Source organism: Subtercola frigoramans (assembly GCF_016907385.1).
GTDB lineage: Bacteria > Actinomycetota > Actinomycetes > Actinomycetales > Microbacteriaceae > Subtercola > Subtercola frigoramans.
Genome location: NZ_JAFBBU010000001.1, coordinates 1247690 through 1271963, shown reverse-complemented (window position 1 = coordinate 1271963; position 24274 = coordinate 1247690). Strand labels below are relative to the sequence as shown.

Here is a 24274-nt window from a genome sequence, read left to right as displayed (position 1 = left end):
CAGAATCACCGGACGGGCGTAACCGTCCAACCGGTACACTTAACTGCTTGTGAGCACTTATTCGAGCCTTCTGAAAACCCGCGGCGTGGGGCGCATCATGGCCGCCCAGCTCGTCGCCCGGTTTCCGTTCGGCATGCTCTCGCTCGCCTTCCTGCTGCACATCGAGCACGTTCACAACTCCTACGGCTCGGCCGGGCTGGTGCTCGCCGCGCTATCGATCGGCCAGGCCATCGCCGGGCCTCTCACCAGCAGGCTGATGGGCCGCTGGGGAATGCGGCCGGTGATCTCGGGCACGATCGCGGTCTGCGCCGTGGCGATCACCTCGATCGCCCTCATTCCGATGACGATCCCGGTCACCATGGTCGTCGCACTGGTCGCCGGCCTGACCATGCCGCCGATCCAGCCGGCCGTTCGCACCATCTATCCCAAGATGGTCAACTCGCGCCAGCTCACCCCGCTCTTCTCGCTCGATGCCTCCGCCCAGGAGATCATCTGGGTCGTGGGCCCGGTGATCACGACGTTCGCCGCGACGCAGATCAGCACGGTCGCAGGCATCCTTCTCGCCGTGGCGTTCCTCGTCGGCGGGGGTGCCTGGTTCCTCGCGAGCCCCGAGCTCGGGCGAGTACGCATCCCGCGCAGTCGGCGCCGAATCGGCGCCGTGCTGGCGAAACCCTCCGTGCTGCTCGCAACAGTCGTGGGGTTCCTGCTCGTCGCCGCGTGCGCCTCCATCGAGGCTGGCGTCGTGTCGACCTTCGGCCACGACGGCCCGCAGGCCGGCATCGTTCTCGCCGTCTTCGCCATCGGCTCGCTCGTGGGCGGGCTCGCGCTCGGTCACGTTCCGATCGGCCCGTGGGCGCTCGCCCGGCGCATGTTCATCGTCTTCGCAGGAACGGCTGTTGCTGCGTTCTCGCTGAACATCTGGTGGCTCTCGATCTTTCTCTTCCTCGCCGGAGTGGGCATCGCGCCGGCCCTCGCAGTGATGTTCTCGATCGTCTCCTCGAGCGTGCGCTTCAGTGAAACCGCCGAGGCCTACGGCTGGGTCGGCACCGGCCAGCTCATCGGTGCGGCGCTCGGTTCGGCCGTCGCGGGGTTCCTCATCGACTCACAGGGGCCGACAGGGGCGTTCATCGCCGCCGCCGCCCTCGCGCTGGCCGGCTTCGCCGTTCCCCTTCTGGGTAAACGCTGGCACCCCGACCTCCGGGGCAAGGACGCGAGCCCGATCCCCGACACCGAGCCGATCGAGACGGTCACCAGCTGAGGTCAGTCAGCGAGACGACGATCGGGCGCGGCCTGGTCAACACGTCCGGGCCGGATAATTGAAGGATGACACCCACGCCTTCTGTGCCCCGCATTCCGCTGAACGACGGTTCGAGCATCCCGCAGCTCGGCCTCGGGGTCTACAAGGCCACCGACGCAGAGACGATCGATGCCATCGCGGTCGCGTTCGAGCACGGGTACCGGCACATCGACACGGCGACACTCTATGACAACGAGAAGGGCGTCGGCGAGGCCGTCAAGCGCAGTTCACTGCCCCGCGGCGAACTCTTCATCACGACCAAGGTCTTCAACGACCAGCAGGGCTACGACCAGGCCCGACGGTCGTTCGACGCGAGCCTCGAACGCCTGCAGCTCGACTACGTCGACCTCTTTCTCATCCACTGGCCGGCTCCAAGGCAAGACCTCTACGTCGAGACCTGGCGCGCACTCGAGAAGATCCAGGCCGACGGTCTGGCCCGCTCGATCGGCGTCTCGAACTTTCACCCGCACCACCTCGAGAGGCTCGCGGCAGAAACAAGCGTTGTGCCGAGCATCAATCAAGTGGAGCTGCACCCGTGGCTCCCCCAGGCCGAGACACGGGCCTACGACGACGCGCACTCGATCGCGACAGAGGCCTGGTCGCCTCTCGCGCGTGGCCGGATTCTCGACAACCCGGTTCTCGACGCCATCGCGGCGAAGCACGGAAAGTCGCCGGCCCAGGTCGTGATCCGCTGGCACCTGCAGCTCGGCAACGTGGTGATCCCCAAGTCGGTGACGCCCTCGCGAATCGCGGCGAACATCGACGTCTTCGACTTCGTGCTCGACGCCGAAGACCTGGCCGCGATCGGCACTCTCAACAGCGGCGAGCGCACCGGCAAGGACCCCGACGACTTCGACTGAACAGCGTTTCCTGCACTGACTTATGGAGCGCCTGCGTCACCAGCGCGAGTGGATGCCCGCCCGGAAGTGCCGGTCGTAGATCTCCTTCACACCGGCGTCGAAGGCAGCTCCGAGGTGCCCGACCGAACCCGCTGCTGCGTTGTTCACGGCCTGGGCCGGGTTCCGCGCGCCAGGAATGACGCTGCTCACACCCGCCTGCTGGGCAACCCACGCGAGTGCGGCGGTGGCAGGGCTCATACCTGCCGGCACCAGGTGCGCGAATTCCTGGGCAGCAGCCAGGCCGGTTTCGTAGTCGACGCCCGAGAATGTCTCCCCCACGTCGAACGCACTGCCGTCGCGGTTGTAGTTGCGGTGGTCGTTCGCCGCGAACGTCGTGGCGGCCGTGTATTTTCCGCTCAACATGCCTGATGCCAACGGCACCCGGGCGATGATCCCGACCCCTGCGGCCGCGGCGGCTGGCAGCACTTCGTCGAGAGGCTTCAGCCGAAAGGCGTTCAGAATGATCTGGATGGTCGCGGTGCCCGGCCGAGCGATCGCATCGAGCGCCTGTGAGGCCGTCTCGACGCTGAAACCATAGTTCGAGATGACCTCGTCAGACACCAGGGTCTCGAGGGCGTCATAGACCTCGTCACTCCGGAACACCTCAGAGGGCGGGCAGTGCAGCTGCACGAGGTCGAGCGTCTCGACACCGAGGTTGCGCCTGGATCGGTCTGTCCACTCGCGAAAGTTCTCGAGCACGTAGTTCTCGGTCAACTGCTCCTTCCGTCGGCCCATCTTCGTGGCGACGGTGATCGAATGCCCCGGATGCGCGGCGAGATACGTGCCGATCAGCTGCTCACTGCGGCCATCGCCGTAGACATCTGCAGTGTCGAAGAAGGTCACGCCGGAGTCGACGGCCGCATCGAGAACCGCCAGGGCATCCGCTTCGTTCACCTCGCCCCAGTCTGCGCCGAGTTGCCAGGTGCCGAGGCCGATGACCGAGACGGTGCGGTGGGTTCTGCCGAGTTCGCGGTATTCCATGGAGAAAGACTATGCCTCTGCGCGTCTGCTGGCACGCGCGCGTAACGACCGCATCACGAGCCGGTGAACATCGCATAACCATCCACCGTTTCACACCGACATCACAGCAGTCAGTCAATACAGTTGCCCCATGAATCGAAGAATTCTCGCGATCGCCACTGCCGCCACTCTGACTGCTCTCGCACTCAGTGGATGCTCGGCTCTGTCCGGCTCGAACTCGTCGGGGTCATCCGGCAGCTCTGGTTCCTCGGGTACATCGGGCACAGAGGCAGGGCCCGCGATTGTGGCGCCCGGCGCCGGGTCTGCAGACAGCGCAGCGGGCGGCAGTGCACCCGGCAACGCACTCACGCTTCCGAGCACCCAGGTGATCACCACCGGCTCCATCACACTCATCGCCGACGACCCGGCAGCTACGGCAGACCAAGCCGTTACGATCGTCGAAGCCGCAGGCGGCCACGTGGACAACCGGAGTGAATCGCAGGGCAACTCCGGCGGCCCGGGCATCATCATGCCGCTCGATTCGGTCGACCCGATGGGAACCGTTCAGGGAAAATCGTCTTCGATGAGTGAAGGCCAGGCGGGTGCGCGGGCCGATCTGACGCTTCGAATCCCCAACGCACAGGTCACCGAGGTTGTCGACGCGCTGAAGAAGCTCGGCACGGTCGGCTCGGTCTCGATCTCCTCCACCGACGTCACCACGCAGGTCGCCGATGTCAAGGCGCGAATAACCGCGCTGCAGACCTCCGTCGACCGCCTGCTCGACCTCCTGACAAAGGCGACGACAACGACCGACCTCATCGCACTCGAGTCCGCTCTCTCCCAGCGGCAGGCCGAGCTCGACGGATTGAAGGCCCAGAGCTCAGCCCTGGCCGACCAGGTCCAGTACGCCTCTGTCACTCTCACGATCACCAGCCACAGCGTGCTTGCAACGGGAGCACCGAACGACTTCTGGGGCGGACTGGCCGCAGGCTGGTCATCGCTGGTCGCGGGTGTCGCCGGCGGGCTCGTTGTGCTCGGCATCGCACTGCCGTGGCTTCTGGTGATGGCCCTGGTGGCCGCGATAGTGCTGCTGGTCATCCGGTTCGCCCGTCGCCGCTCACGCACAACGACGAACTGAGGCGCCCAACCCGTTCGGGAATCTTCGGAGCCTTGCCAGTGTTGGCAGTCTCGTAGGCACACGCAGGGCTGATAACCACAGCCACTCAGTGCAGTGCCCCGCAGGGAGACATACATGAGCAAGATCTACGTAGAAATCGAGAACGAGTACGGCGAACTCGCCCGGTACAAGCACCACCTGAACGGTCGCGGGTTCATCTCGGCGACGTCGGCAGTGCACCCGACCGCGTACATCGAATCGTCGGCGTTCGTCGAGCCCGACGCGCAAATCGGCCAGGGCGCCTGGATCGGCGCCGGCAGCTGGATCGATCGCGGTGCCGTCATCGGCGCAGGAGTCTTCATCGGCGCCAACGTTCACGTCGGGCAGGATGCCCGGATCGGCCGTGGCTCGAAGATCGGCAGCCACACCCGAATCGGCGACCGCGTCGTCGTCGCCGACAGCTCACTCGTGGCGCACGACAGCGTCCTTGCCGATGACACCCAGCTCCCGAGTTCGCCGGCAGGGCGCGGCAGTGCCAGCCGGAACGTGGGCCGGGACACCGGGTTCGCCAAGGCCGCATAACAAGCGGGCACAGCCCGGCAATTCGTCGCGCGTGAGCTTATGCTGATCACCATGCGATTGCTCTTTGTGATTCTGCGGGTGATTGTGGCCCTTGCCATCGGTGCCGCCATCATCGCCCAGCTCGCCAAGACGGTGTCGATCGCCTTCGACGCGAACCCGGCCAGCGTGGGCTTCGTCGTTGTCAACTTCTTCAGCTTCTTCACGGTCGACTCGAACGCGGCGAGCGTCGTGGTGCTGCTCGTCGGCGCCGTGCTGGCGATCAGGCAGGGAGGGCTCGGTGGCGGCTCGGGCTATTCAGACCCGCTGCTCTACACGACTGTTCGCGCCTCCGTCGTCACGTACATGGTGACCACAGGGATCGTCTACAACCTGCTGCTTCGAGGCATCGCGCTTCCGCAGGGAACGACCGTGGCGTGGTCGAACGAGATCCTGCACGTGGTCGGCCCGATCTACCTGCTGCTCGACTGGCTGTTCGCCCCGGGTCGGGTACCGCTCGACTGGAAGCGCCTGTGGGCGATCATCGCGTTCCCCGTGGCGTGGGTCGCCTACACGCTCGTACGGGGGCCCCTCGCAATCGACCAGGCGACAGGCAAGCAGTGGTACCCGTACCCGTTCCTCAACCCGACGACCTCGGCGGGAGGGTACGCGTCGGTCGCCTTCTACGTCGTGTTGATCGCCGTGGTGATCAGTGCGATCGGAGCAGGCGCCATCTGGGTGTCGCGCAGGCAAACCAGACACGCACCAGTGGCAAAGTAGTTAGAATAGAGCAAGTATCAGGTCGGAGAGCAGACACAAGCGAGCAATGTTAGGGTCTAAAAATGCCTGAATCCAGCGCTGAACCGGTCGCCGCCACACTGCCGATCTCTCGTGACGACGTGGCCGAACGCCTGACCCTGGTTGTCAGCCGGCTGAGCCGGCGCATCCGCCCGGTCGGTGATGAACTGAGCCACGGGCTTCTGTCGGCCCTGTCGAGCGTGAAGAACTCCGGCCCGTTGCGTCCGAGCGATCTGGCCCGACTCGAGAATGTTGCTGCACCCACGATGACCCGGATTGTCGCTGACCTCGAGCAGCGTGGACTCATCGAACGCACCGCAGACCCCGTCGACGGCCGTTCGTTCCTGCTGCGCGCAACGGCCAGCGGCCTCGGCACCGTTGCCGAAGCCCGATCCTCGCGGACCGAACGCGTCGTCGCCATGCTTTCTGAGCAGAGTGACAGTGCCATCGAAACGATCGCCGCCGCACTCCCCGCGCTCGAAGCTGCGGCTGCAGGGCGTAACTGACAGGCCCACCTGTCGGTCTCTTGCTCTGCATGGATCGCTGGTGCGCGCGCGCCAGCAGAACGCGTAGGACTGCTGGATCGCCTTGTGTCAGTCGACGATCTCGCCTGTCATCGGGTCGGCATTCCACCCGCTGAAACCGTCATTTCCCCGCTCCAACGGCTCGATGAGCGTCGCGTCTGCGCTGTCGAGGGTGCGCGAATTGTTGACCCGGCGATCGACAGGGTAGGTTGTGATCGTCGACGCGACCGCCGTCGAACTCCGGTCGAGCAGGTCGAGAATCGCCCCCTGACCGGCACTGTTCGCCTCGATCTTTCGCGGGTCGAGCCACGAGTCCCACACGTCAGGCGTCAGGAAGACCGGCATGCGGTCGTGCACCTCTCCCGAAGCATCGCGGGCCTCCCTCGTGATGATCGTGAAGGTCACCGCCCACTCGTCGCCGACCTTTCGCGCACTGTAGAGCCCGGCGGCCGCGAGCAGACGACCAGCACTGGTGGGCTCCGCCGTGGCACCGGCACCAGCACCGGCACCGGCGTGAATGAAGTAGGGCTGCTTGCCGTCAGCGACTGCCTGCCATTCGTAGTACCCCGTCATCGGCACAAGGCAGCGGCTCGAGGCGAACGCGCTGCGGAACATGCCGTTCGTCGCCACCGACTCCAGCCGCGCGTTGATCGGTGCGGGCCCACCCGGTTTCGCCCAGGCCGGCTTGAGTCCCCACGCCGCGATCTCGATCTCACGGTAACCGCCGTCATCCTCACTGCGTGAAGCCCCAGCGCCTGAAGCATCTCTGCCAGAAGCAGAATCACCAGCAGCAGAATCACCAGGCCTCGATCCCTTGCGCTGCCGGATGATCGGCGCGACATCGGTCGGAGCCACACTGTAGCTCGGCCGCCAGTCCTCGGCGCGCCCACCCCTGGCAACAAACTCCAGAATGAGGTCGTCGGTCTCCTTGTTCATCGCAAATCTGCCGCACATGGGTGGCCATGCTACTCCGAACCGGAGCGGCATGGCCGGACTCTAGCTCGCGGCCCGCAGCCAGGCCGCACGCTGCAGGGCGAGAATCCGCACGACCGACTCGTCGATCTGGGCTTCATCGATCTGACCCGACTGCACAGCGGCGATGATCGCAGCCACCGACGGCGCCATGTCGATCGCGCTGTTGTAGAGCAGTATGTCGTTGCCTGCAGCAACCGCCCGCACGGCGTTCGCCGCCTGGTCGGAGTATGCAGGGTCACCTGAATCCTGCAGCATGAGCATGTCGTCAGTGATGGCGACTCCCGTGAACCCGAGCTCTCCGCGCAGAATCTCGTGCCAGCGCACTGAGAGAGAAGCGGGGGCCGAGTCGACGGCGGTGTAGGCGAGGTGCCCGAACATCACCAGCGGAGCACCCGCGGCGATCCCGCTTCGAAAGGGCGGGGCATCCTGCGACTGCCACTGGGCGAACGAAATGCCAGTCGACGGGATGCTCGTGTGCGAGTCCGCCGCCGTCTCGCCGTGGCCCGGAAAGTGCTTGAGCGTCGCGAACACCGAACCGTTCTGCGCAGCGACCGACGCGCCGACACGGTCACTGGCCGACGCAGGGTCAGTACCCAGCACACGATCGAAGATGAACGAGCCCGGGTCAGAAGTCACATCGGCCACAGTGCCGAAATTGACGGAGATCCCCGACCGTTCCAGAAGCGCAGCACGCTGGGTGAACGCATCTGTGGTCGCTGCTACCGGCAGGGATTTTAGGCGATCGGCGCCGGCGAAGCCGTCTTCTGGAAGACGGGTGACGTCGCCACCCTCTTCATCGACGGCGATGAGCGGCTTCAGACCCGTCGCGAAACCCAGGCCGGCGAGCTGGCCCAAGAGTGCGGCGGCCGTTGCCGGAATGTTCGAGCCGAGAAGCAGGAGCCCGCCTGGGCGATTTCCTGCGAGATACGCCTGCATGGGCGCAGGATCGGTACCCGGCAACTGCACCATGAACAGAGTCGAGACCTTGTCTGCCAGGCTCATCGATCGCATGCGGGTATCGGCATACAAGCGGTCGAGTTGCTCGGGCGTCGCCGCGGAGGTGGCCTCCCGAGCGGCTCGGCCCGACGATGCGGTGGCTGAAGAGTCCCCCGCAGCAGGAACGACAGCGGTGGCCGCCGGTGATGTGGTGGGTGACACTGCCGCGGTTGACACTGTCGTTGTTGACCCTGTCGTTGTTGACACTGTCGTTGTTGAAACTGTCGTCGACGAACTCGTCGAACACCCGGCGAGCACCAGGAGCCCACAGATGGCGACCGGAACAGCAGCACGCCTCAACACAGCAGCACGCCGCAACACAGAAGCACACCGCAACACAGACCTGCCCAACACACACCCACGAAACACAGACTTGCCCAACACACACCCCCAAAACACAGACGCGCGCGAGCCAGTCTCGTGCCAGCCGGGTCTGCCGATCATCCGCTGCTTTCTGCCTCACGATGCCGCGCCGAGAGTTCGAGGTAGGTCTCAGCGTTGTGCCGGATGCCCTGCTGCTCTTCGGTCGTGAGCTCGCGCCTGACCTTGCCCGGTACGCCCGCGACGAGAGAGCCGGGCGGAATGACGGTTCCCTCGAGGATGAGCGCACCGGCGGCGATCAGTGACCCCTCACCGATGACGGCCCCGTTCAGCACGGTGGCGTTCATGCCGATGAGGCAGTTGTCGGCGACAGTGCAGCCGTGCAGTACCGCTCCGTGACCCACGCTGACGCCGGCACCGATCGTCGTGGCAAAACCGGGGTCACCGTGCACGACCACGTTGTCCTGCAGGTTGCTGCCCTCGCCGAGGCTGATGCCAGAACGGTCGGCGCGCACCACCGTGCCGTAGAAGATGCTCGAGCGTGCTGCAGCCGTGAACTGACCGATCACGGTCGCGTTCGGGGCGGCCCAGGCAGAAGCGTCGATGACCGGGGTGTGACCTGCGAAGGTGATGATATTCATGAGACCGGGCCTAACCATGCATTGGCGACGGTCGAGTGCGCTGACTCGCCGTCGGAGGGGTGAAAGATTCCCGCGACGACATCGCGGTACAGCCGGCCGAGCTCACTCGACGACGCCATCGTAGACCCGCCAGACACCCGGAGCGCCTGGTCGACCACGAACCGGGCGTTCTCGGTTGCTCGAACTTTCAGGCCGACGAGCCGCGGAAACCACTGGCGACCATGATCGGCAAGCGAATCGACGTCACGCGCGAGCGCATCGATCTGCGGGTAGATCCCGTCTTGCGCAATCGCGGCGTCGGCGACCTTCCAGCGAATGTCAGGGTCGGAGGCGTAGCTGCGGCCGTCGTTCTTCATCGACGTTCGCCGATGGGCTGCCTCGACAGCAAGGGCCAATGCCCTCTCACCGATACCGGTGTACACGGCGGCCAGCAGAATCTCGAAATTGGCGAAGATCGCGAAGATCAGCGGGTCGGCACTCGGCCCGGCCGGAAGCATTCGTACCACGCGCGTCGCCGGCACGAAGGCACCGTCGAGAATGGTGGTCGAGCTCTGTGTCGCGCGCATGCCGAGCGCGTCCCAGTCGTCGACGATCTCGTAACCGGGGGTGTCGCGCGTGATGAAACCGTGCACGAGCATCGGATGCCCGGGGTCGGAGTCGTCGAGCCCGAAGATACCGAGCCGCGTCCACGCCGGCGAGAGTGAGGTGAAGATCTTGCGGCCGAAGTAGCGGTAGCCGCCGTCTGCCTGCGGCTCGGCCCTCGTCGTCGACCCGAACAGCACCAGGTCGTTGCCCGCCTCGCTGTTGCCGAAGGCGAAGAGTTCCCCGTGGGCGGCCTCGTCGAGCACGAAGGCGAGCGAGTCGTCACCCCGATCGAGCAGGGTCTTCGCGACGCCTGTCCAGACCAGGTGCATGTTGATCGCCAACGCGGTCGCAGGTGCAGCTGTGGCCAGCCTGGTCTGCTCCTTCGCCACCTGCTCGAGCCCGAAGCCCAAGCCACCACGCTCGATGGGCGTGAACATGCGGAGGTAGCCGGCCTCGCGCAACTCGTCGAGGTCGTCGAAGAAGAAGCTGTTGCTCGCGTCGTACCCGGCCGCACGCGACCGGATCCGTTCGATCAGCTCGTCACTGAGAATACTCACCCGCCAAGACTACGGCGTGCACTCCGTGCGCTGGCCCGGTGGGTGGCACCCTGAACGAGGGTTCGTCGGCGAAGATAGGACCATGTCACTGCCGATCGAAGACTATGCACTCATCAGCGACTGCCACACAGCAGCCCTCGTCGGGCGAGACGGCAGCATCGACTGGCTGTGCCTGCCCCGCTACGACTCCCCCTCCACGTTCGGTGCCCTGCTGGGCGACGAGAGCCACGGGCGGTGGATGATCGCCCCCACCGACCCGTCGGCGCACTCCCGGCGTGAATACCTCGGCAACACCTTCATTCTCAGCACCATCTGGACGACCCCCACCGGGGTGGTGGAGGTCACCGACTTCATGCCCCACGGCGACCGGAGGGCCGACCTTGTGCGCCGCGTGAAGGGCATTGCCGGCAGCGTCGAGATGACCGTCGACCTGCGCATCCGATTCGCGTATGCCACGGCGATACCGTGGGTGCGCCAGGTGGAGGAGCCTCGTGCCGAGGGCCGGGGTACTGACGCGCGCGGCACTGACGCTGCTAGCACTGACGCCGATAGCACTTCCACCACCACCGGCCCTCGCGCAACACGCTCGCTGCTGGCCGTTGCCGGCCCGGACGCCCTTCTGTTTCGAGGAGCAGAACTGAGCCCGAAGGGCCACTCGCACCGCCGGGACTACACCGTACGGGAGGGTGAAACGGTCGACATGGTCATGACCTGGTACCCCTCACACCGGCCGATTCCGAAGCCCGTCGATGTCGACAAGGTGCTGGCTGAGACGGCTGCCTGGTGGGAGGACTGGGGCACGAACAGCACGAGCAACGGGGCCTACTCCTCAGCGGTGGTGCGCTCGTTGCTGGTCCTGCGGGCCCTCACCCACGAAGACACCGGTGGAATCGTTGCCGCAGCAACGACGTCGCTTCCCGAGGCCTTCGGGGGCGAACGCAACTGGGACTACCGCTATGTCTGGTTGCGGGACGCCTCCCTCACTCTCATGGTGCTTCTCGACCACGGCTTCATCGAGGAGGCGAGCGGCTGGCGGCAGTGGCTGTTGCGCGCGATCGCCGGGGACCCCGCCGATGTGCAGATCATGTACGGCCTGCAGGGTGAGCGTTACCTGCCGGAACACACCATTCCTAGCCTGCCCGGCTACCAGGGTGCCTCACCCGTTCGGGTCGGAAACGGGGCAGTGAGCCAGTACCAGGCCGATGTCATCGGCGAGGTCATGGTGGGCCTGCACCAGTCGCGCGTACACACCGTTCGCGAGACGAACGAGGCCTGGGCGCTCCAACGCGCACTGCTCGGGTTCGTCGAAACCAATCTCGATCGAGCAGACAGTGGTATCTGGGAGATCCGTGGTGCCAACCAGTTCTTCACCCACTCCCGAGTGATGATCTGGGCGGCGCTCGACCGAGGTGTGCGAGGCGTCGAGGAGTTCGGGTTGCGTGGCCCTGTCGAGACCTGGCGCCGCCTGAGGGAGCAGGTTCGATCCGAGATCGAGAGCAAGGGCGTCGACGCGGCAACGGGCGCATACACGCAGGTATTCGGAGGCACTGAGGTCGACGCCTCGCTGCTGCAGCTCGCGCAGGTCGAATACTGCGCCTACGACGACCCTCGCATGTTGGCGACAGTGGCAGTGATCGAGAAGACGCTGCTGCGGGACGGGCTCCTGATGCGGTACCGCACAGAGACCGGTGTCGACGGGCTGCCTGCCGGCGAGCATCCATTTCTGGCGTGCTCGTTCTGGCTCGTCGAGCAGTACGCCCGGTCGGGCAGGGTCGATGACGCGACGGCCCTCATGGACCGACTGCTCGCCCTGCGCAACGACGTGGGCCTGCTCTCGGAGGAGTACGACGTCACCGGCCACCGGCAGGCCGGAAACACCCCCCAGGCACTCTCGCACCTCGCGCTCGTGCGGGCCGCCGACGCTCTCACCTGGGCGAGCGCGGCGGGCGCCTTGAACAGGCGCTCGCTCTAAGCGCGGCGCGTCTCCCGCGGCGGGCGCCTTGAACAGGCGCTCGCTCTAAGCGCGGCGCGTCTCCCGCGGCGGGCGCCTTGAACAGGCGCTCGCTCTAAGCGCGGCGCGTCAACCAACACCCACGCCGGTTGAGTAGCCCACAGACGAATCGGCTCGGCGCAGCGTCAGGGCTTCTTGTACTCCTCGCCCGTCTCGGGGTCGACGGCCGTGGCACCCGGCGGCAGGTTGAACAGGTCGGGTGCGATCACAACCGGCCGATCGCCGGAGTCTGGCAGGCCGAGCCTCGCGACGAAACCGTCTGTGGTGGCGAGAACGAGGTCATCTGATCGCTTCTCGAGCGTGAGGCCACGGAAGAAGTCGGGCGAACGCGCCCACCAGACGATCATGACGACCACGCCGATCAGCATGGCCCCGATTCCCACAACTGCCACCGCACCGATGCCGAAGATCGTCACGTTGTCGCCGTTGTCATCGGCGAGCCACTCGGGCTGCGCATAGTTGTACAGGCCGAAGACGAACACGGCGGCGAGCATCAGCCCACCGAGCAGCGGCACCACGCCACGCATGATGAAGTTGCGGAACGAGGTCGTGAGCGTCTTGCGGTAGAACCAGACGCAGGCGAAACCGGTGAGCCCGTAGTAGAACGCGATCATGAGGCCGACCGAGCCGATCAGGGCCGACAGTAGTGAGGGGCTGATGAAGGTGAAGATCAAGTAGAAGACGACCGAGATGATTCCCATGGCGACCGTCGCCCAGGTCGGGGTGAGGAACTTCGGATGGATGCGCGCGAACTTCTGCGGGATGGCCTTGTAGGCGGCCATCGAGAGAGCGGTGCGGGCCGTCGGCAGAATCGTGGTCTGCGTCGACGCGGCGGCCGAGGTCAGGATCGAGGCCGCCAGCAGCAGCATCATGATGTGGCCGAGCACGCTGTCGCCGAAGAGCTGGGCGCCGATCGCGCTGAAGACGTCGCTGGCATTGTCAGGGTTGCCGAGGCCCACGCCATCGGTGCCGACGCCCGCGAAAGCGACCGATGCGGTCGAGACGATGGCGTAGGTCGCGAGCAGCAGCAGGGTCGAGATGACGGCCGCGCGGCCCGGCGTCTTGCCCGGGTCATCGCTCTCCTCGTTGCAGGCGACCGCCGTGTCCCAGCCCCAGTAGATGAAGATCGCCACGAGCATCGCCGGCGCGATCACGGTCCCGAAGTCGAGCCCCGTCGGCAGGAACCAGTCGAGCTGCGGAACCAGGGAGTACGACTCCGCGTTACCGGAGTAGACCCGAACGAGTGCGACAACGGCGAAGACGACCAGGATGATCACCTCGAAGCCGAGCAGGAAGTACTGCAACCGGGCGGAGACCTCGATGCCGCGGTAACAGATGTAGGTCATGATGGCGATCCACGCGACACCGACCACCGTCGACCAGAAGACGTCGTTGGACAGGTCGGCAACTCCGGTGAGCCCGAGGTCACCGAGGAACGTGAACGAGTACGACCCCGCGATCTGGGCGAGGTTCGCCATCACGATCACGTCGGCAGCGATGATGCCCCAGCCGCCGAGCCAGCCGGTCTTCGGGCCGAAGGCCCGTGCGGCCCAGGTGAAGGTCGTGCCGCAGTCGGGTTCCGCCTTGTTGAGTTCCTGGTATGAGACGGCAATCAGGTACATCGGCACGAACGCCAGCAGAACGATGGCCGGGGCCTTCACTCCCGCGAGGAGCGCCCCGCCGCTGGCGATGATGAACCCGAGGCTGGCCGCGAGGCTGTACGCCGGGGCCGTCGACGCCATGCCGACGACGATGCTCGAGACCAGCCCGAGTGAACCTGTCTTCAGGCCCTTCTCACCGGCTCCGGCGCCGGTACCCGGGCCTCCCCCTGGATTTCCCCCTGAGCCCGCCCCCGAACCACCCTGTGCTGAAACCGCAGTCATTGTCATTCCGCCGTTCTCGTGAGGAGTCGCGCCCTGCCACTGCTGCATCCGGATCCTGTTTGTGCCAGGGCCCGATTCTTCAATGCCAGCTGCTTAACGGCTCAGTTATTCCCCCGAGAGTAGTGGTAAACCCGCCAACAGCGACAGAGGCAGGAACACGGCTCGCCGATCATCCGCTGTACTCGCCTGAGCACTGATGGCCCGGATGATCGCCCGCACGGCCTCGACCAGCTCCGCTCGCTCGTCTGCGCCGGTCTCGCCAGCACCCTGACGGGCGAACTGTTCGCGCTCAACGGCCGTCAGTAAGGCGGCAACTGGCTCGTGGGGCATGCGGTAGACCGCCGCCAGGCGATTCGCGAAGGCACGTGCCGTCTCGGAGTGCGACACCTCCATACGGTAGTCACTCGCCGTGTCGCACACCTCGCTCCAGCCCAGCGACGCCGGGTTCGGGGCTCGCATCATCGCTGACAGCCGCCGGCGGCGCCTCAGTCTCCGCACGGTCGCAGGAGCAAGGGCAGCAAGTGCAACGACGAGCGTCACGGCCAGGGCGATCAGCCACGCGCGCCCCTGCGATTGCGCCTGGGCCTGGGCCTCGATCACCGGGTTCGAGGCCGTGTCCTTCTCCGCGACGGGCTTCGGCGTCGTCGGAGTCAGGGCACTGCCAGCGCTGTCACGGGCGGGCGAACCGGCCCCGGTGATCGCGTAGCTGGGCAACGAATAGTCGGGCGGCACGATCCCGAGCCCGGGCGTCGGTTCGAAGGCCAACCACCCGATGCCCTCGAACCACAGTTCCGGCCAGGCGTGCAACTGGTCGCTGAAGACCTGGAAGGTCGACGTGCCGTCGGCGTTGTGCTCACTCGCCTGGCCGGGGTGGTAGCCGATGGCGATGCGTGACGGGATTCCGAGGGTGCGCGCCATCACCGCCATGGCCGACGCGAAATGGATGCAGTAGCCGCTCTTCGCCGAGAGAAAAGTCGCCACCGCGGCGAAGTTTCCTCCGTCGTAGTGACCTTCGACCGGTGCGGTCACCGAGTACTGGAACGCGCCGGAGGTGAAGTACCGCTGCAGCGACACTGCCTTGTCGTACGGGGTCGCTGCCGACGCCGTCACGAGCCGCGCGGTGTTGCCGATGACGGGAGCGATGTCGCGGGGAAGGGCAGTGAAACCGGCGATTGCACCCGGCAGCGGGCCTGTCGCCGCCGCAAGCTGGGCTGCGGTGGGCGTCACCTCGAGGCTTGACACCGTGTAGTTCTGACCGAGGGAACCCGCCCCCTGACCGGTCAGGGTGAGGCTGCCGGGCGTCAGGATCCAATCGCCGGTCAGCCCGGTGATGCCGGTTGCCGGGTAGGGAACCGGCACCCAGTCACTCCGTAGTCCGCTGACCGAGACCGTGGTGGTGACGGCACTGGTCGCGACATCGGGTGCGAGACCCGTCGGTGCCTGGTACCCGGCTTCGAGCGGGTGCGCTGTGCCTGCGGTCTCCGGCTCCCACGGCCCGTCGATCAGGGAGCTCAGGGTCACCAGCTGCAGGTAGAGGCCGTCTGCGGACGTCGTGGTGTACGTCAGCGCGAGGAGCGGATTCGAGCGGCGCAGATCCTGGCTCAACTGGATGCTCGGATCGACTCCGCTGGAATAGACCGACGCCAGTTGGCCCCGGGTCGGTGCCTGGAACGACTCAGGGGTCAGCCCAGGGGTGAATGCGGGCAGAGCCACAGCGATCGTCATCGCAAGCGCTCCTGACGCCAACGCCCGGAGGCCGGTGTGGCCTCGTCTTCCGCGCGGTCGGTGCACCAGTCTCCCCCACGCCCACAACAGCGCAAGATAGACCGCGGAGGTGGAAACGAAGAGCCACACGTCGAGATCCTGTTGGTGCACGGCATAGGGCACTGCGAAGACGGCCATGCTCACGAAACCGGCCAGGGCGGGCATCCGGAGGGCGAAGACCAGGGCATCGGCCAACAGCGCCAGCAGGCCTACGGAAACGGCCAGCAGCAGAACGATCGGCTGCACGGGATCAGCGGGAATGCTTTGGACCGCGATCGACTCCCCGGCTGCGGTGAGGCCGGATCGCAGGGCACGGGCCGTTTCGATGGTCGGAACGAAACCCGCCCAGGCGGTACCGGGTGCGAACACCACGGTGATTCCGATCATCCAGGCCAGCAGGGCTGCGATGGAGGCGGCAAGGGAGGAGAGGAAAGCCGGCAGCGGGAGCAGCCGCACCAGTGCCGCAGAACCGAGGACCAGGGCCACGAACACGACCGTGCTCCACCACCAGTTGTCGCCAGCGAGGAGTGCAGACAATCCGCCGACCGGAAGAATGATCAGCACGAACAACACGAGACTGAGCACACCCAGACTGGCTCTCGACGCGAGACGCCCGCGGCCGCGAATGGGCGAGCGCTCCGTGTCGTGCCGAGTGCCGTGCGAGCCCTGCGGGGGGTGCGGATGCCCGTGCGCGCGATGATCGGAGGACTGAGGCAGGCGCGGGCCGGGCGTTGACGGGCCGGGCGCCGGTGCCAGGGTCGTCACTGTATTGCCGTCACTGTATTGCCGTCACAGTCTTGCCCGTCACAGTCTTGCCCAACACAATCTTGCCTGTCACAGTGTCAGCCGCTCGCCACTGCTGGTCCCCCACACCGATGACGGTGCGTCGTCACTCGAGACGATCTGGGCGACCCACCCGGAGTCTTCGAGCACATCGCGAAGCGCCACGGCCCAGTCGGGATCCCGGCGCGCTTCTCGCCCGCCAGATGCTTCTCGCTTGCCGGGCTCTGCGCGCCCACCAGGCCCCACATGCTCGCCCGGCACGACGATGACCGCTACAGCACTCGACGCCAGCCGAGCGGCCACCGCCAGGGTCTGGGTCGAGGTTGCCCCGAGCCGGCCCACCACAGCAAAGAGCGGCGGAGCGTCGCCGGCAACGGAGTCGTCGCGAGTCACCGCATGACGGAAGTCGACATCGACGGCGTCGACGAGGTCGGCCTGTGCGGAGTGAAGCAGAAGAGCGTGTTCGCCGGGGAGATCGGCGAACGTACCGGCCGAATCCGGTTCGAATTGCCGACCCTCAGGGTGAGCGCTGTCCACCACGCGCACGTGGAATCCTTCTTCGAGCAGATGCACCCCGATCGACGCGGCCATCGAGACTGCCCATTCGAACTCCGGCGACCAGGAGCCGCCTCCCTGGTGTTCACGCCCAGAGCGGCCAGAGACAGAGCGCTGTTCAGAGACAGAGCGATAACTCTGCCGCGACGAATCGAGAATGACGACGGCATGCTGGTCGTTCTGCTGGTCATCCTGTCGAACCATGAGTTCACCGAACCGCGCCGTGGCAGACCAGTTCACCCTGCGCATCGAGTCGCCGGTCTGGTACTTGCGCGAGATGACGTCGTGTTCTCCCCCGCTGCCGAGTTGTCGGGACTGCTGGGCGGCGCCGGAGCCAGCCGCCAACCGCAATGCTCCTCTCGGCAGCGGAACGATAGACGGCGTCACGGTGAGCACATCGGTGGCGCCAACGGATGCCCGGCGGTAGGCCATGCCGAAGGGATCCACGAGCAGCAGTACCAGTGGCCCGATCGCATGGTGACCCCGATGCGTGGCATTCCGTTCGTAGCTCAGGGCGTGGGCAGTGGGGGCGTCGGATCGGCTGGAGCGGAATCCGCGAAGAAGTGGCAGCTCGGCAGGCTCACTGGGTGCCAGTGGCGCCTCGGCCGAATCCGACCAGCTGGCCTCCGGCGCCGCACGCACCCCTTCGTTCCGGAGCGTCAACCGCACCGTGACGAGTGATCCTGCTGGAGCGAGTTCCGGCTGGAACCGACGCTCCACAGTCAGAGGCAGGCGGTACAGCGAGACACTGGCGAGGCCGATGAGTGGAAGGGCAAGCAGAAACAACGCGACGAAACTGAATTCCCGGTGCTGCAGAACCTGCATCACCACGAAGAACACGACGGCGACGCTCACGAAACCCCAGCCACGGAGGGTCAGGCGCGGGAGCTTCGACATGGCAACTCGCCTACGCCATCCTGGTGGCCACGAGGGGAACCGGGGTGCTGGAGACGATTCTTCGCAGCACATCGTCGACCGCCCGGGCGCTGCCCCCGCGATTGTCGGCGAGCGAGCGACGGGTCAGAAGCACGCGATGAGCCAGAACCGGCACCACGAGCGCATCGATGTCATCGGGCAGAACATAGTCGCGGCCATCCAGAGCGGCCGTCACCTTGGCTGCACGCACCAGGTGCAGTGTCGCCCTCGGGCTGACGCCAAGACGGATCTCGGAGTCCCGACGGGTTGCCTGGGCGATGTTCACGGCATACTGCTCGACGGCCGGCGACACGAAGACGCTTCGCGCGGTCTCGATCATCGACTGGAGTTCTGTGCGGGTCACCACTGCCTCGATCTGTTCGAGTGGGCTCACCAGTTCACGATTGTGCAGCATGGCGAGTTCGGCCCTGGCATCGGGGTACCCCATCGACACCCGCACCATGAACCGGTCACGCTGCGCTTCTGGCAGGGCATAGGTGCCCTCCATCTCGATCGGGTTCTGCGTCGCCACCACGCTGAAGGGTGCCTCGAGAAAGTAGGTCTGGCCGTCGATGGAGACCTGCCGCTCCTCCATGCATTCGAGGAGGGCGGACTGGGTCTTCGGAGACGCCCGGTTGATCTCATCGGCGATCACGATGTTCGCGAACACCGCCCCCGGTTTGAATTCGAACTCCCGCTCATGCTGGTTGTAGATCGAGACACCCGTCACGTCGCTCGGCAGGAGGTCGGGCGTGAACTGGATGCGACTGACGGTGCAGCCGACAGAGCGGGCGAGCGCTTTGGCCAGAGTGGTCTTGCCCACACCAGGAACGTCTTCGACGAGCAGATGACCTTCTGCGAGGAGCACCACGAGCGACAGGGTGGCCACTTCGGTCTTGCCGTTGATGACCTTCTGCAGGTTCTCCAGAATCGCCGAAGCCAGCCTGTCGAACTCGGCGAGCGTCGAATCCGGCGTGTCATCAGCTCGTGGTTCGCTCATCGAAACTCCCTCGTCTGGCTGCGCGTGCTCTTGCTTCTCCACACCGCCGCGTGCGCACGATTGTAGCCTGCAATTCTGACGGCGGGATCTGTCTCTGTGAGGGCTTGCGCGTACACTCCCTCCCATGAGCCTGAGCGCATTCGACCTCTTCACCATCGGTATCGGGCCGTCGAGTTCCCACACCGTGGGGCCGATGCGCGCCGCCTCCAGTTTCGTCGCCCGGCTCCGCGACGATTCCCTTCTTGCGCGCACGGCCCTCGAGCGCACGGCCCTTGATCGCACGGCACGGGTGCGAGTCGATCTCTTCGGGTCGCTCGGGGCCACCGGCCATGGGCACGGCACGATCAAGGCCGTCATTCTCGGCCTGCAGGGTGAGGAACCCCAGCTCGTCGACCCCACCACCGCCGATGCCAAGGCAGAACGCTCCACGACCGAGGGCATCCTGGAGCTCGGCGGCACGCGGGCGATCGCCTTCTCCTGGAGGGATGACATCGTCATGCACCGCCGTGAACGGCTCGACTTCCACACCAACGGAATGAGGTTCAGTGCGTTCGATTCTGCTGGCACACCTGTCGAGGTGCGCGAGTACTTCTCGATCGGTGGAGGCTTTGTGCTCGACCAGGACGAGACAGGAAACCGCAGGCTCATCCCTGACCCGACACCCGTCGCACATCGATTCGGCAGCGGCAACGAACTTCTCGCCCTCTGCGAGGAGACCGGCCTACGGGTGAGCGACGTGATCCTCGCCAACGAGCGCAGCTGGCGGAGCGAGGTCGAGATCCGCTCCGGGCTCCTGCACATCTGGGACGTGATGCAGCAGACCATCGAACGCGGCAGCACCTCGACGGGCATCCTTCCGGGCGGCCTCAAGGTGCGTCGACGCGCAGCTGTGCAGCGCAGCCAGCTCGAGCAGAACCCGAATCCTGACGACCCCCTCAGGGCCATGGAGTGGGTCACTCTCTTCGCCCTCGCTGTGAACGAGGAGAATGCTGCGGGTGGACGCGTGGTCACGGCACCCACGAATGGTGCTGCCGGCATCATCCCTGCAGTGCTGAAGTACTACACGGACTTCGTACCCGGCGCTACCGAAGACGGCGTCGTACGTTTTCTGCTCACGGCAACCGCGGTCGGAATCCTGTTCAAGGAGAACGCGTCGATCTCCGGCGCCGAGGTCGGCTGCCAGGGCGAAGTGGGCTCGGCCTGTTCGATGGCAGCCGCCGGCCTCACCGAGGTGCTCGGCGGCACACCCCGGCAGGTCGAGATGGCAGCGGAGATCGGCATCGAGCACAACCTGGGTCTCACCTGCGACCCGGTGGGCGGCCTGGTGCAGATTCCCTGCATCGAACGGAACGCCGTCGGTGCGATCAAAGCGATCACGGCCGCGAGGATGGCCATCCGTAGCGATGGTGCCCACCACGTCTCGCTCGACCAGGCCATTCTCACCATGCGACAGACCGGCGCCGACATGAAGGACATGTACAAGGAGACCGCGCGGGGCGGACTAGCGCTGAACGTGGTGGAGTGCTGAACGTGGTGGAGCGCTCAAATCCGTCGATCATTCTGGCCCGCCACGCAATAGAGTGATGCCACACGAACAGCGCACCGACGCGCTGGCCGCCACATCCACCACGCAGGGGTGAGAGCGGGCGTGGGTCAGAGCGGGCGTGGGTAAGAGGGGGCGTTGACTGATGGGTCTTCTGCTTTACGGAAGCCCCGGCATCGAGATCAAGTTCGATGACCGGGCACTGCAGCACCTCCAGATCGTCATCACCGCGAAGCTTCGCAGGCACGAGAGCTTCGTCTTCTCCTGGAACGATGCCCCCGAAACAGGAAGTGGTCGCAGTTCCATCTGGCTCGACCCCAGCAGCACCCTGTGCTACCGCTATTTCGGGTCGCGGATCCCCTCGATCAACAGGGAGTGGGTCGACGCATTGATGGAGTCGGCGAACAGTGGCAGCGGCCTGAACTTCCTGCCGGAACCCCCTGCGCACCACATGGGCCACGTGCTGTCTGAGACTGAGGTGCGCGATCACCACCTGAACTGAGGCCGGGACGAACTGCTTCGCCCTAGCTGAGGCTCGGGTGGGCCCAAAGGCCCGAATTGCATAGCCGCCCCGAGAGTAGTCTGGCCGCACGAGGGCTGGAGAACACACATGAACCCAGAGACGGCAAGGGCCGACAACGCCCACGGAGGGGAGTCACCTCTGCCGGTCATCCATGCCCGCGGGCTCGTCAAACGATTCGGCCGGGTGACCGCACTCGACGGCCTCGACCTGAGTGTCGCCCCCGGCGAAGTGCACGGATTCCTCGGACCGAACGGGTCTGGCAAGTCCACGACCATCCGCATCCTGCTCGGCCTCGCCCGCGCCGACGGTGGCAGCGTCGAGGTCTTCGGCGAGGACCCGTGGGCGGCGGCCGTCTCGCTGCATCGCCGCATCGCCTACGTTCCGGGTGACGTCACCCTCTGGCCGAACCTCACCGGCGGCGAGGCGATCGACCTGCTCACCCGCCTCCGCGCCGTTCGCGGTCCCGGGCATGGGCACGGGCATGCGCATAGGCACGGGCACGTGCACGATTCGGCCGCACGAAGAACCTCCGACGAGCGTGACGCCGTGCGCCGACGGGATGCCCTCATCGACGCGTTCGATTTCGACCCGGGCAAGAAGGGCCGCGCCTACTCGAAGGGCAACAGGCAGAAGGTCGCCCTCATCGCCGCCTTCGCCACCCCAGCCGAGCTCTACATTCTCGACGAACCGACGTCGGGGCTCGACCCGGTGATGGAGTCGGTGTTCGCCCGCGAAGTCACCCGGGTCACGAACGACGGCGCCGCCGTGTTGCTGTCCAGCCACATCCTCTCCGAGGTCGAAGAGCTCTGCGACAGGGTCACCATCATCCGGGCAGGTGCGACCGTCGAGACCGGAACGCTCGCTGACCTCCGTCATCTGACGCGCACCGAGGTCTCGTTCTCCTCGGCAGGCATGACGGATGCCCGGCTCGCCACCCTGACGAACGTCCACGATCTGCGAACCGCCGACGGCCGCGTGTTCCTCACCGTCGACTCGACGCAGCTCGTCGCGGCTCTCCCCCAGCTGGCCGATCTCGAGGTCACCGGACTGACGATCGCACCGCCGTCGCTCGAGGAGCTCTTCCTGCATCACTACGGCGACGCCCCGGCCGCACCGCCCGCACTGGCCCAGCCGTGAACAGCGTCGAACAACAGCTCAAAAGACACGTCGAACGACAGCTCGAACGAGAGTCGGTCGGCATCCTCTTCGCCCAGAGGGCCAGGCGCGACCGCGTGCAGCTCATCATCTGGATCGCGGGAATCAGCCTGCTCGCCTATGCCTCGCTCGCCTCCGTCAACACCACTTTCCCCTCAGCGGTGAGCCGCGTCAGCATTCTGCAGGTTGCCACCGCAAATCCTGTTCTCCTCATGCTGCGCGGGCTTCCTGACGGCATCTCGAACGGCGGATTCGGGGTCTTCGAACTCTTCTCCTTCCTGGGCCTTCTGGCCGGCTTCATGAGCACGTTCCTGGTCACCCGCCATACGCGGGCAGAGGAGGAATCCGGTCGCGCCGAACTCATCGGCGCGACTCCTGCGTCGCGCCGCGTTCCCACCCTCGCAACCCTGGTCCTCGCGACGGGCGCGAACCTCGTCCTCGGCATCGCCGTGGCCGTGGGCTATCTGGCGGCCGGCGGCAACCCGGAGAACGTCGTGAACTCGAGTGACCCGTCTGCGGCGGGGGCGGAGAATGCGACCGCGCTCCAGGCTCTGGCCGACTCCCTCACCTCGACGTCACCCACGCCGTCGTCAGCGGTGTGGGGCTCAGTCCTGGCCGGGGCCAGCGTGGCCGGGGTGGGGCTCACCTCGATGGCTGTGGCGCTCATCGTTTCCCAGCTCGTCAGCACATCGAGGGGCGCCAACGGCATCTCGGCAGCTTTCGTCGGCTTCGCCTACCTCGCAGCCGGGATCGGCAACGCAACCGGTGCTGTCTCACCCGACGGCACCGCGGTCGCCGCGGCCTGGCCCGTCTGGCTCTCGCCGATCGGCTGGGGCCAGCAGACCCATCCGTTCACCCAGCCCACGGCCCTGCCGCTGCTGCTCGATGTCGTCGTGGTTGCGGGCCTAGTCGCTCTGGCGCTCGTCGTGCAGTCCTCGCGTGACGTCGGGGCCAGCCTCTTCGCGGCCCGAACGGGTCGCACCACGGCCCACAGCTGGCTCTCCGGCCCGACAGCCCTGGCCTGGCGCCTGCACTGGCCGACGATCACCGGCTGGGCACTGGGCTCCGCCGTACTCGGGGCAATCGTCGGCACGCTGGGCCCGGCCATGCTCTCCGCCGTGTCGACCGACTCGTCGATCACCGCCGCGCTGAAGCTCATAGCGCCCGGTGACACGAACGACGTCATGAAGATGTTCATCTCCGCAATCTTCGGCTTCGCCGGCATCCTCGCGGCGGGGAGCGCCATCCAGTCGATCATCCGGTTACGCCAGGAGGAGGCCAGGGGTACCGCCGAACTCGTGCTTGCGTCAGCTGTCTCGCGTGTGCGTTATCTCCTGGGCTACCTCAGCGTGGGTCTTGCCGCCGTCGTCATCGTGCTGCTGGCCGCGGCGATTCCGGCCGCCCTGCTGCTCAACGGTTCCGGGTACCCCGACGCGTGGCAGAGCATCCTCCTGAGCACTGTGGCCCAGCTACCGGTCGCTCTCGTGTATCTCTGCGGTCTCGCCCTGGTCTTCACGCTGCTGCCCCGCGCGACAGCAGCGATCGGCTGGGGCACTCTGACGGCAGGAATCGTTTTCGGACTGTATGGCGCGGCACTCGGGCTCCCCGAGTGGTTGCGCAACACCTCGCCCTTCACGCACACCCCTGTGACCACGGGCTCCAACACCGACTGGACAGGCGGTATCTGGATGCTCGTGCTCTCCCTCCTCGCAGCCCTGGCCGCACTGGCGTTGATGCGCCGCCGCGAGCTGCAGTAGTCTCGCGGGCTGCAACAGTCTCCCGGGCCCGCCGTGGTCTCGCAGACACCCGTGGTCTAGCAGGCCGCCGTGCTGTCACAGGCCGCCGTGGTCTCGTATGCTGCGGTGCGTCCCGAGACCACTGTGCCCTCCTGCCGGCACTGCCCTGTTACCGTGG

At 66.1% G+C, this 24274-nt stretch carries 20 protein-coding genes; 11 read left to right on the top strand and 9 right to left on the bottom strand.

The window, feature by feature from the left end; genetic code table 11:
* The first annotated feature begins 49 nt into the window (after positions 1-49).
* Positions 50-1258 (top strand): MFS transporter, encoded by a 1209-nt coding sequence (locus JOE66_RS06110; RefSeq protein ID WP_205107691.1) that lies wholly within the window; start codon positions 50-52, stop codon positions 1256-1258.
* A gap of 65 nt (positions 1259-1323) precedes the next feature.
* Positions 1324-2157 carry an aldo/keto reductase gene (locus JOE66_RS06105; RefSeq protein ID WP_205107689.1) on the top strand — a complete coding sequence of 278 codons (834 nt, stop codon included), beginning with the start codon at positions 1324-1326 and terminating at the stop codon, positions 2155-2157.
* A gap of 36 nt (positions 2158-2193) precedes the next feature.
* Here JOE66_RS06105 and JOE66_RS06100 read toward each other — a convergent pair whose 3' ends face one another.
* Positions 2194-3177: an aldo/keto reductase gene (locus JOE66_RS06100; RefSeq protein WP_205107687.1), complete on the bottom strand. Its 984-nt coding sequence runs from the start codon at positions 3175-3177 to the stop codon at positions 2194-2196.
* Positions 3178-3307: 130 nt separating this feature from the next.
* On the opposite strand from JOE66_RS06100, the gene JOE66_RS06095 reads away from it, so the two are divergent.
* The 4 genes from JOE66_RS06095 to JOE66_RS06080 all read left to right on the top strand — a co-directional run bounded on the left by JOE66_RS06095 (position 3308) and on the right by JOE66_RS06080 (position 6135).
* On the top strand, positions 3308-4294 hold the full coding sequence (locus JOE66_RS06095; protein WP_205107685.1) for a DUF4349 domain-containing protein: 987 nt from the start codon (positions 3308-3310) through the stop codon (positions 4292-4294).
* A gap of 114 nt (positions 4295-4408) precedes the next feature.
* The gene (locus JOE66_RS06090; protein WP_205107683.1) at positions 4409-4855 is read left to right on the top strand and encodes a transferase; all 447 of its coding nucleotides are present in this window, start codon (positions 4409-4411) and stop codon (positions 4853-4855) included.
* Positions 4856-4906: 51 nt separating this feature from the next.
* Positions 4907-5611 carry a Pr6Pr family membrane protein gene (locus JOE66_RS06085; protein ID WP_205107681.1) on the top strand — a complete coding sequence of 235 codons (705 nt, stop codon included), beginning with the start codon at positions 4907-4909 and terminating at the stop codon, positions 5609-5611.
* Between the two features lie 62 nt (positions 5612-5673).
* Positions 5674-6135 (top strand): MarR family winged helix-turn-helix transcriptional regulator, encoded by a 462-nt coding sequence (locus JOE66_RS06080; RefSeq protein ID WP_205107679.1) that lies wholly within the window; start codon positions 5674-5676, stop codon positions 6133-6135.
* Between the two features lie 87 nt (positions 6136-6222).
* Here the strand turns inward: JOE66_RS06080 and JOE66_RS06075 are convergent, their stop codons facing one another.
* From JOE66_RS06075 to JOE66_RS06060, 4 genes are all read right to left on the bottom strand, one after another.
* On the bottom strand, positions 6223-7107 hold the full coding sequence (locus JOE66_RS06075) for an SOS response-associated peptidase (protein WP_205107677.1): 885 nt from the start codon (positions 7105-7107) through the stop codon (positions 6223-6225).
* A 42-nt stretch (positions 7108-7149) separates the two neighbouring features.
* On the bottom strand, positions 7150-8286 hold the full coding sequence (locus tag JOE66_RS17175; RefSeq protein ID WP_307827076.1) for a glycoside hydrolase family 3 N-terminal domain-containing protein: 1137 nt from the start codon (positions 8284-8286) through the stop codon (positions 7150-7152).
* A 278-nt stretch (positions 8287-8564) separates the two neighbouring features.
* Complete coding sequence (locus JOE66_RS06065; protein WP_205107674.1) at positions 8565-9086, bottom strand: gamma carbonic anhydrase family protein; 522 nt, start codon at positions 9084-9086, stop codon at positions 8565-8567.
* Positions 9083-10228, bottom strand: a complete 1146-nt coding sequence (locus tag JOE66_RS06060; protein WP_205107672.1) for an acyl-CoA dehydrogenase family protein — start codon at positions 10226-10228, stop codon at positions 9083-9085. Before JOE66_RS06060 ends, JOE66_RS06065 begins: the two co-directional genes overlap by 4 nt.
* Before the next feature lie 82 nt (positions 10229-10310).
* Here JOE66_RS06060 and JOE66_RS06055 point away from each other — a divergent pair, with 82 nt between their 5' ends.
* On the top strand, positions 10311-12200 hold the full coding sequence (locus tag JOE66_RS06055) for a glycoside hydrolase family 15 protein (protein WP_205107670.1): 1890 nt from the start codon (positions 10311-10313) through the stop codon (positions 12198-12200).
* A gap of 164 nt (positions 12201-12364) precedes the next feature.
* Here the strand turns inward: JOE66_RS06055 and JOE66_RS06050 are convergent, their stop codons facing one another.
* The 4 genes from JOE66_RS06050 to JOE66_RS06035 form a co-directional block, all read right to left on the bottom strand.
* Positions 12365-14128, bottom strand: a complete 1764-nt coding sequence (locus JOE66_RS06050; protein ID WP_239518242.1) for an APC family permease — start codon at positions 14126-14128, stop codon at positions 12365-12367.
* A gap of 99 nt (positions 14129-14227) precedes the next feature.
* The gene (locus JOE66_RS06045) at positions 14228-16651 is read right to left on the bottom strand and encodes a transglutaminase TgpA family protein (RefSeq protein WP_205107668.1); all 2424 of its coding nucleotides are present in this window, start codon (positions 16649-16651) and stop codon (positions 14228-14230) included.
* Positions 16652-16720: 69 nt separating this feature from the next.
* Positions 16721-18121: a DUF58 domain-containing protein gene (locus tag JOE66_RS06040; protein ID WP_205107666.1), complete on the bottom strand. Its 1401-nt coding sequence runs from the start codon at positions 18119-18121 to the stop codon at positions 16721-16723.
* 10 nt (positions 18122-18131) lie between these two features.
* A complete protein-coding gene (locus JOE66_RS06035; RefSeq protein WP_205107664.1) occupies positions 18132-19139 on the bottom strand; it encodes an AAA family ATPase in 1008 nt (335 codons plus the stop codon).
* Positions 19140-19263: 124 nt separating this feature from the next.
* On the opposite strand from JOE66_RS06035, the gene JOE66_RS06030 reads away from it, so the two are divergent.
* From JOE66_RS06030 to JOE66_RS17605, 4 genes are all read left to right on the top strand, one after another.
* The gene (locus JOE66_RS06030) at positions 19264-20667 is read left to right on the top strand and encodes an L-serine ammonia-lyase (protein WP_205107662.1); all 1404 of its coding nucleotides are present in this window, start codon (positions 19264-19266) and stop codon (positions 20665-20667) included.
* A gap of 160 nt (positions 20668-20827) precedes the next feature.
* Positions 20828-21184 (top strand): DUF7882 family protein, encoded by a 357-nt coding sequence (locus JOE66_RS06025; RefSeq protein ID WP_205107660.1) that lies wholly within the window; start codon positions 20828-20830, stop codon positions 21182-21184.
* A gap of 108 nt (positions 21185-21292) precedes the next feature.
* Positions 21293-22342 carry an ABC transporter ATP-binding protein gene (locus tag JOE66_RS06020; protein WP_205107658.1) on the top strand — a complete coding sequence of 350 codons (1050 nt, stop codon included), beginning with the start codon at positions 21293-21295 and terminating at the stop codon, positions 22340-22342.
* A complete protein-coding gene (locus JOE66_RS17605) occupies positions 22339-24117 on the top strand; it encodes an ABC transporter permease (protein WP_205107656.1) in 1779 nt (592 codons plus the stop codon). Before JOE66_RS06020 ends, JOE66_RS17605 begins: the two co-directional genes overlap by 4 nt.
* Positions 24118-24274: the final 157 nt, after the last annotated feature.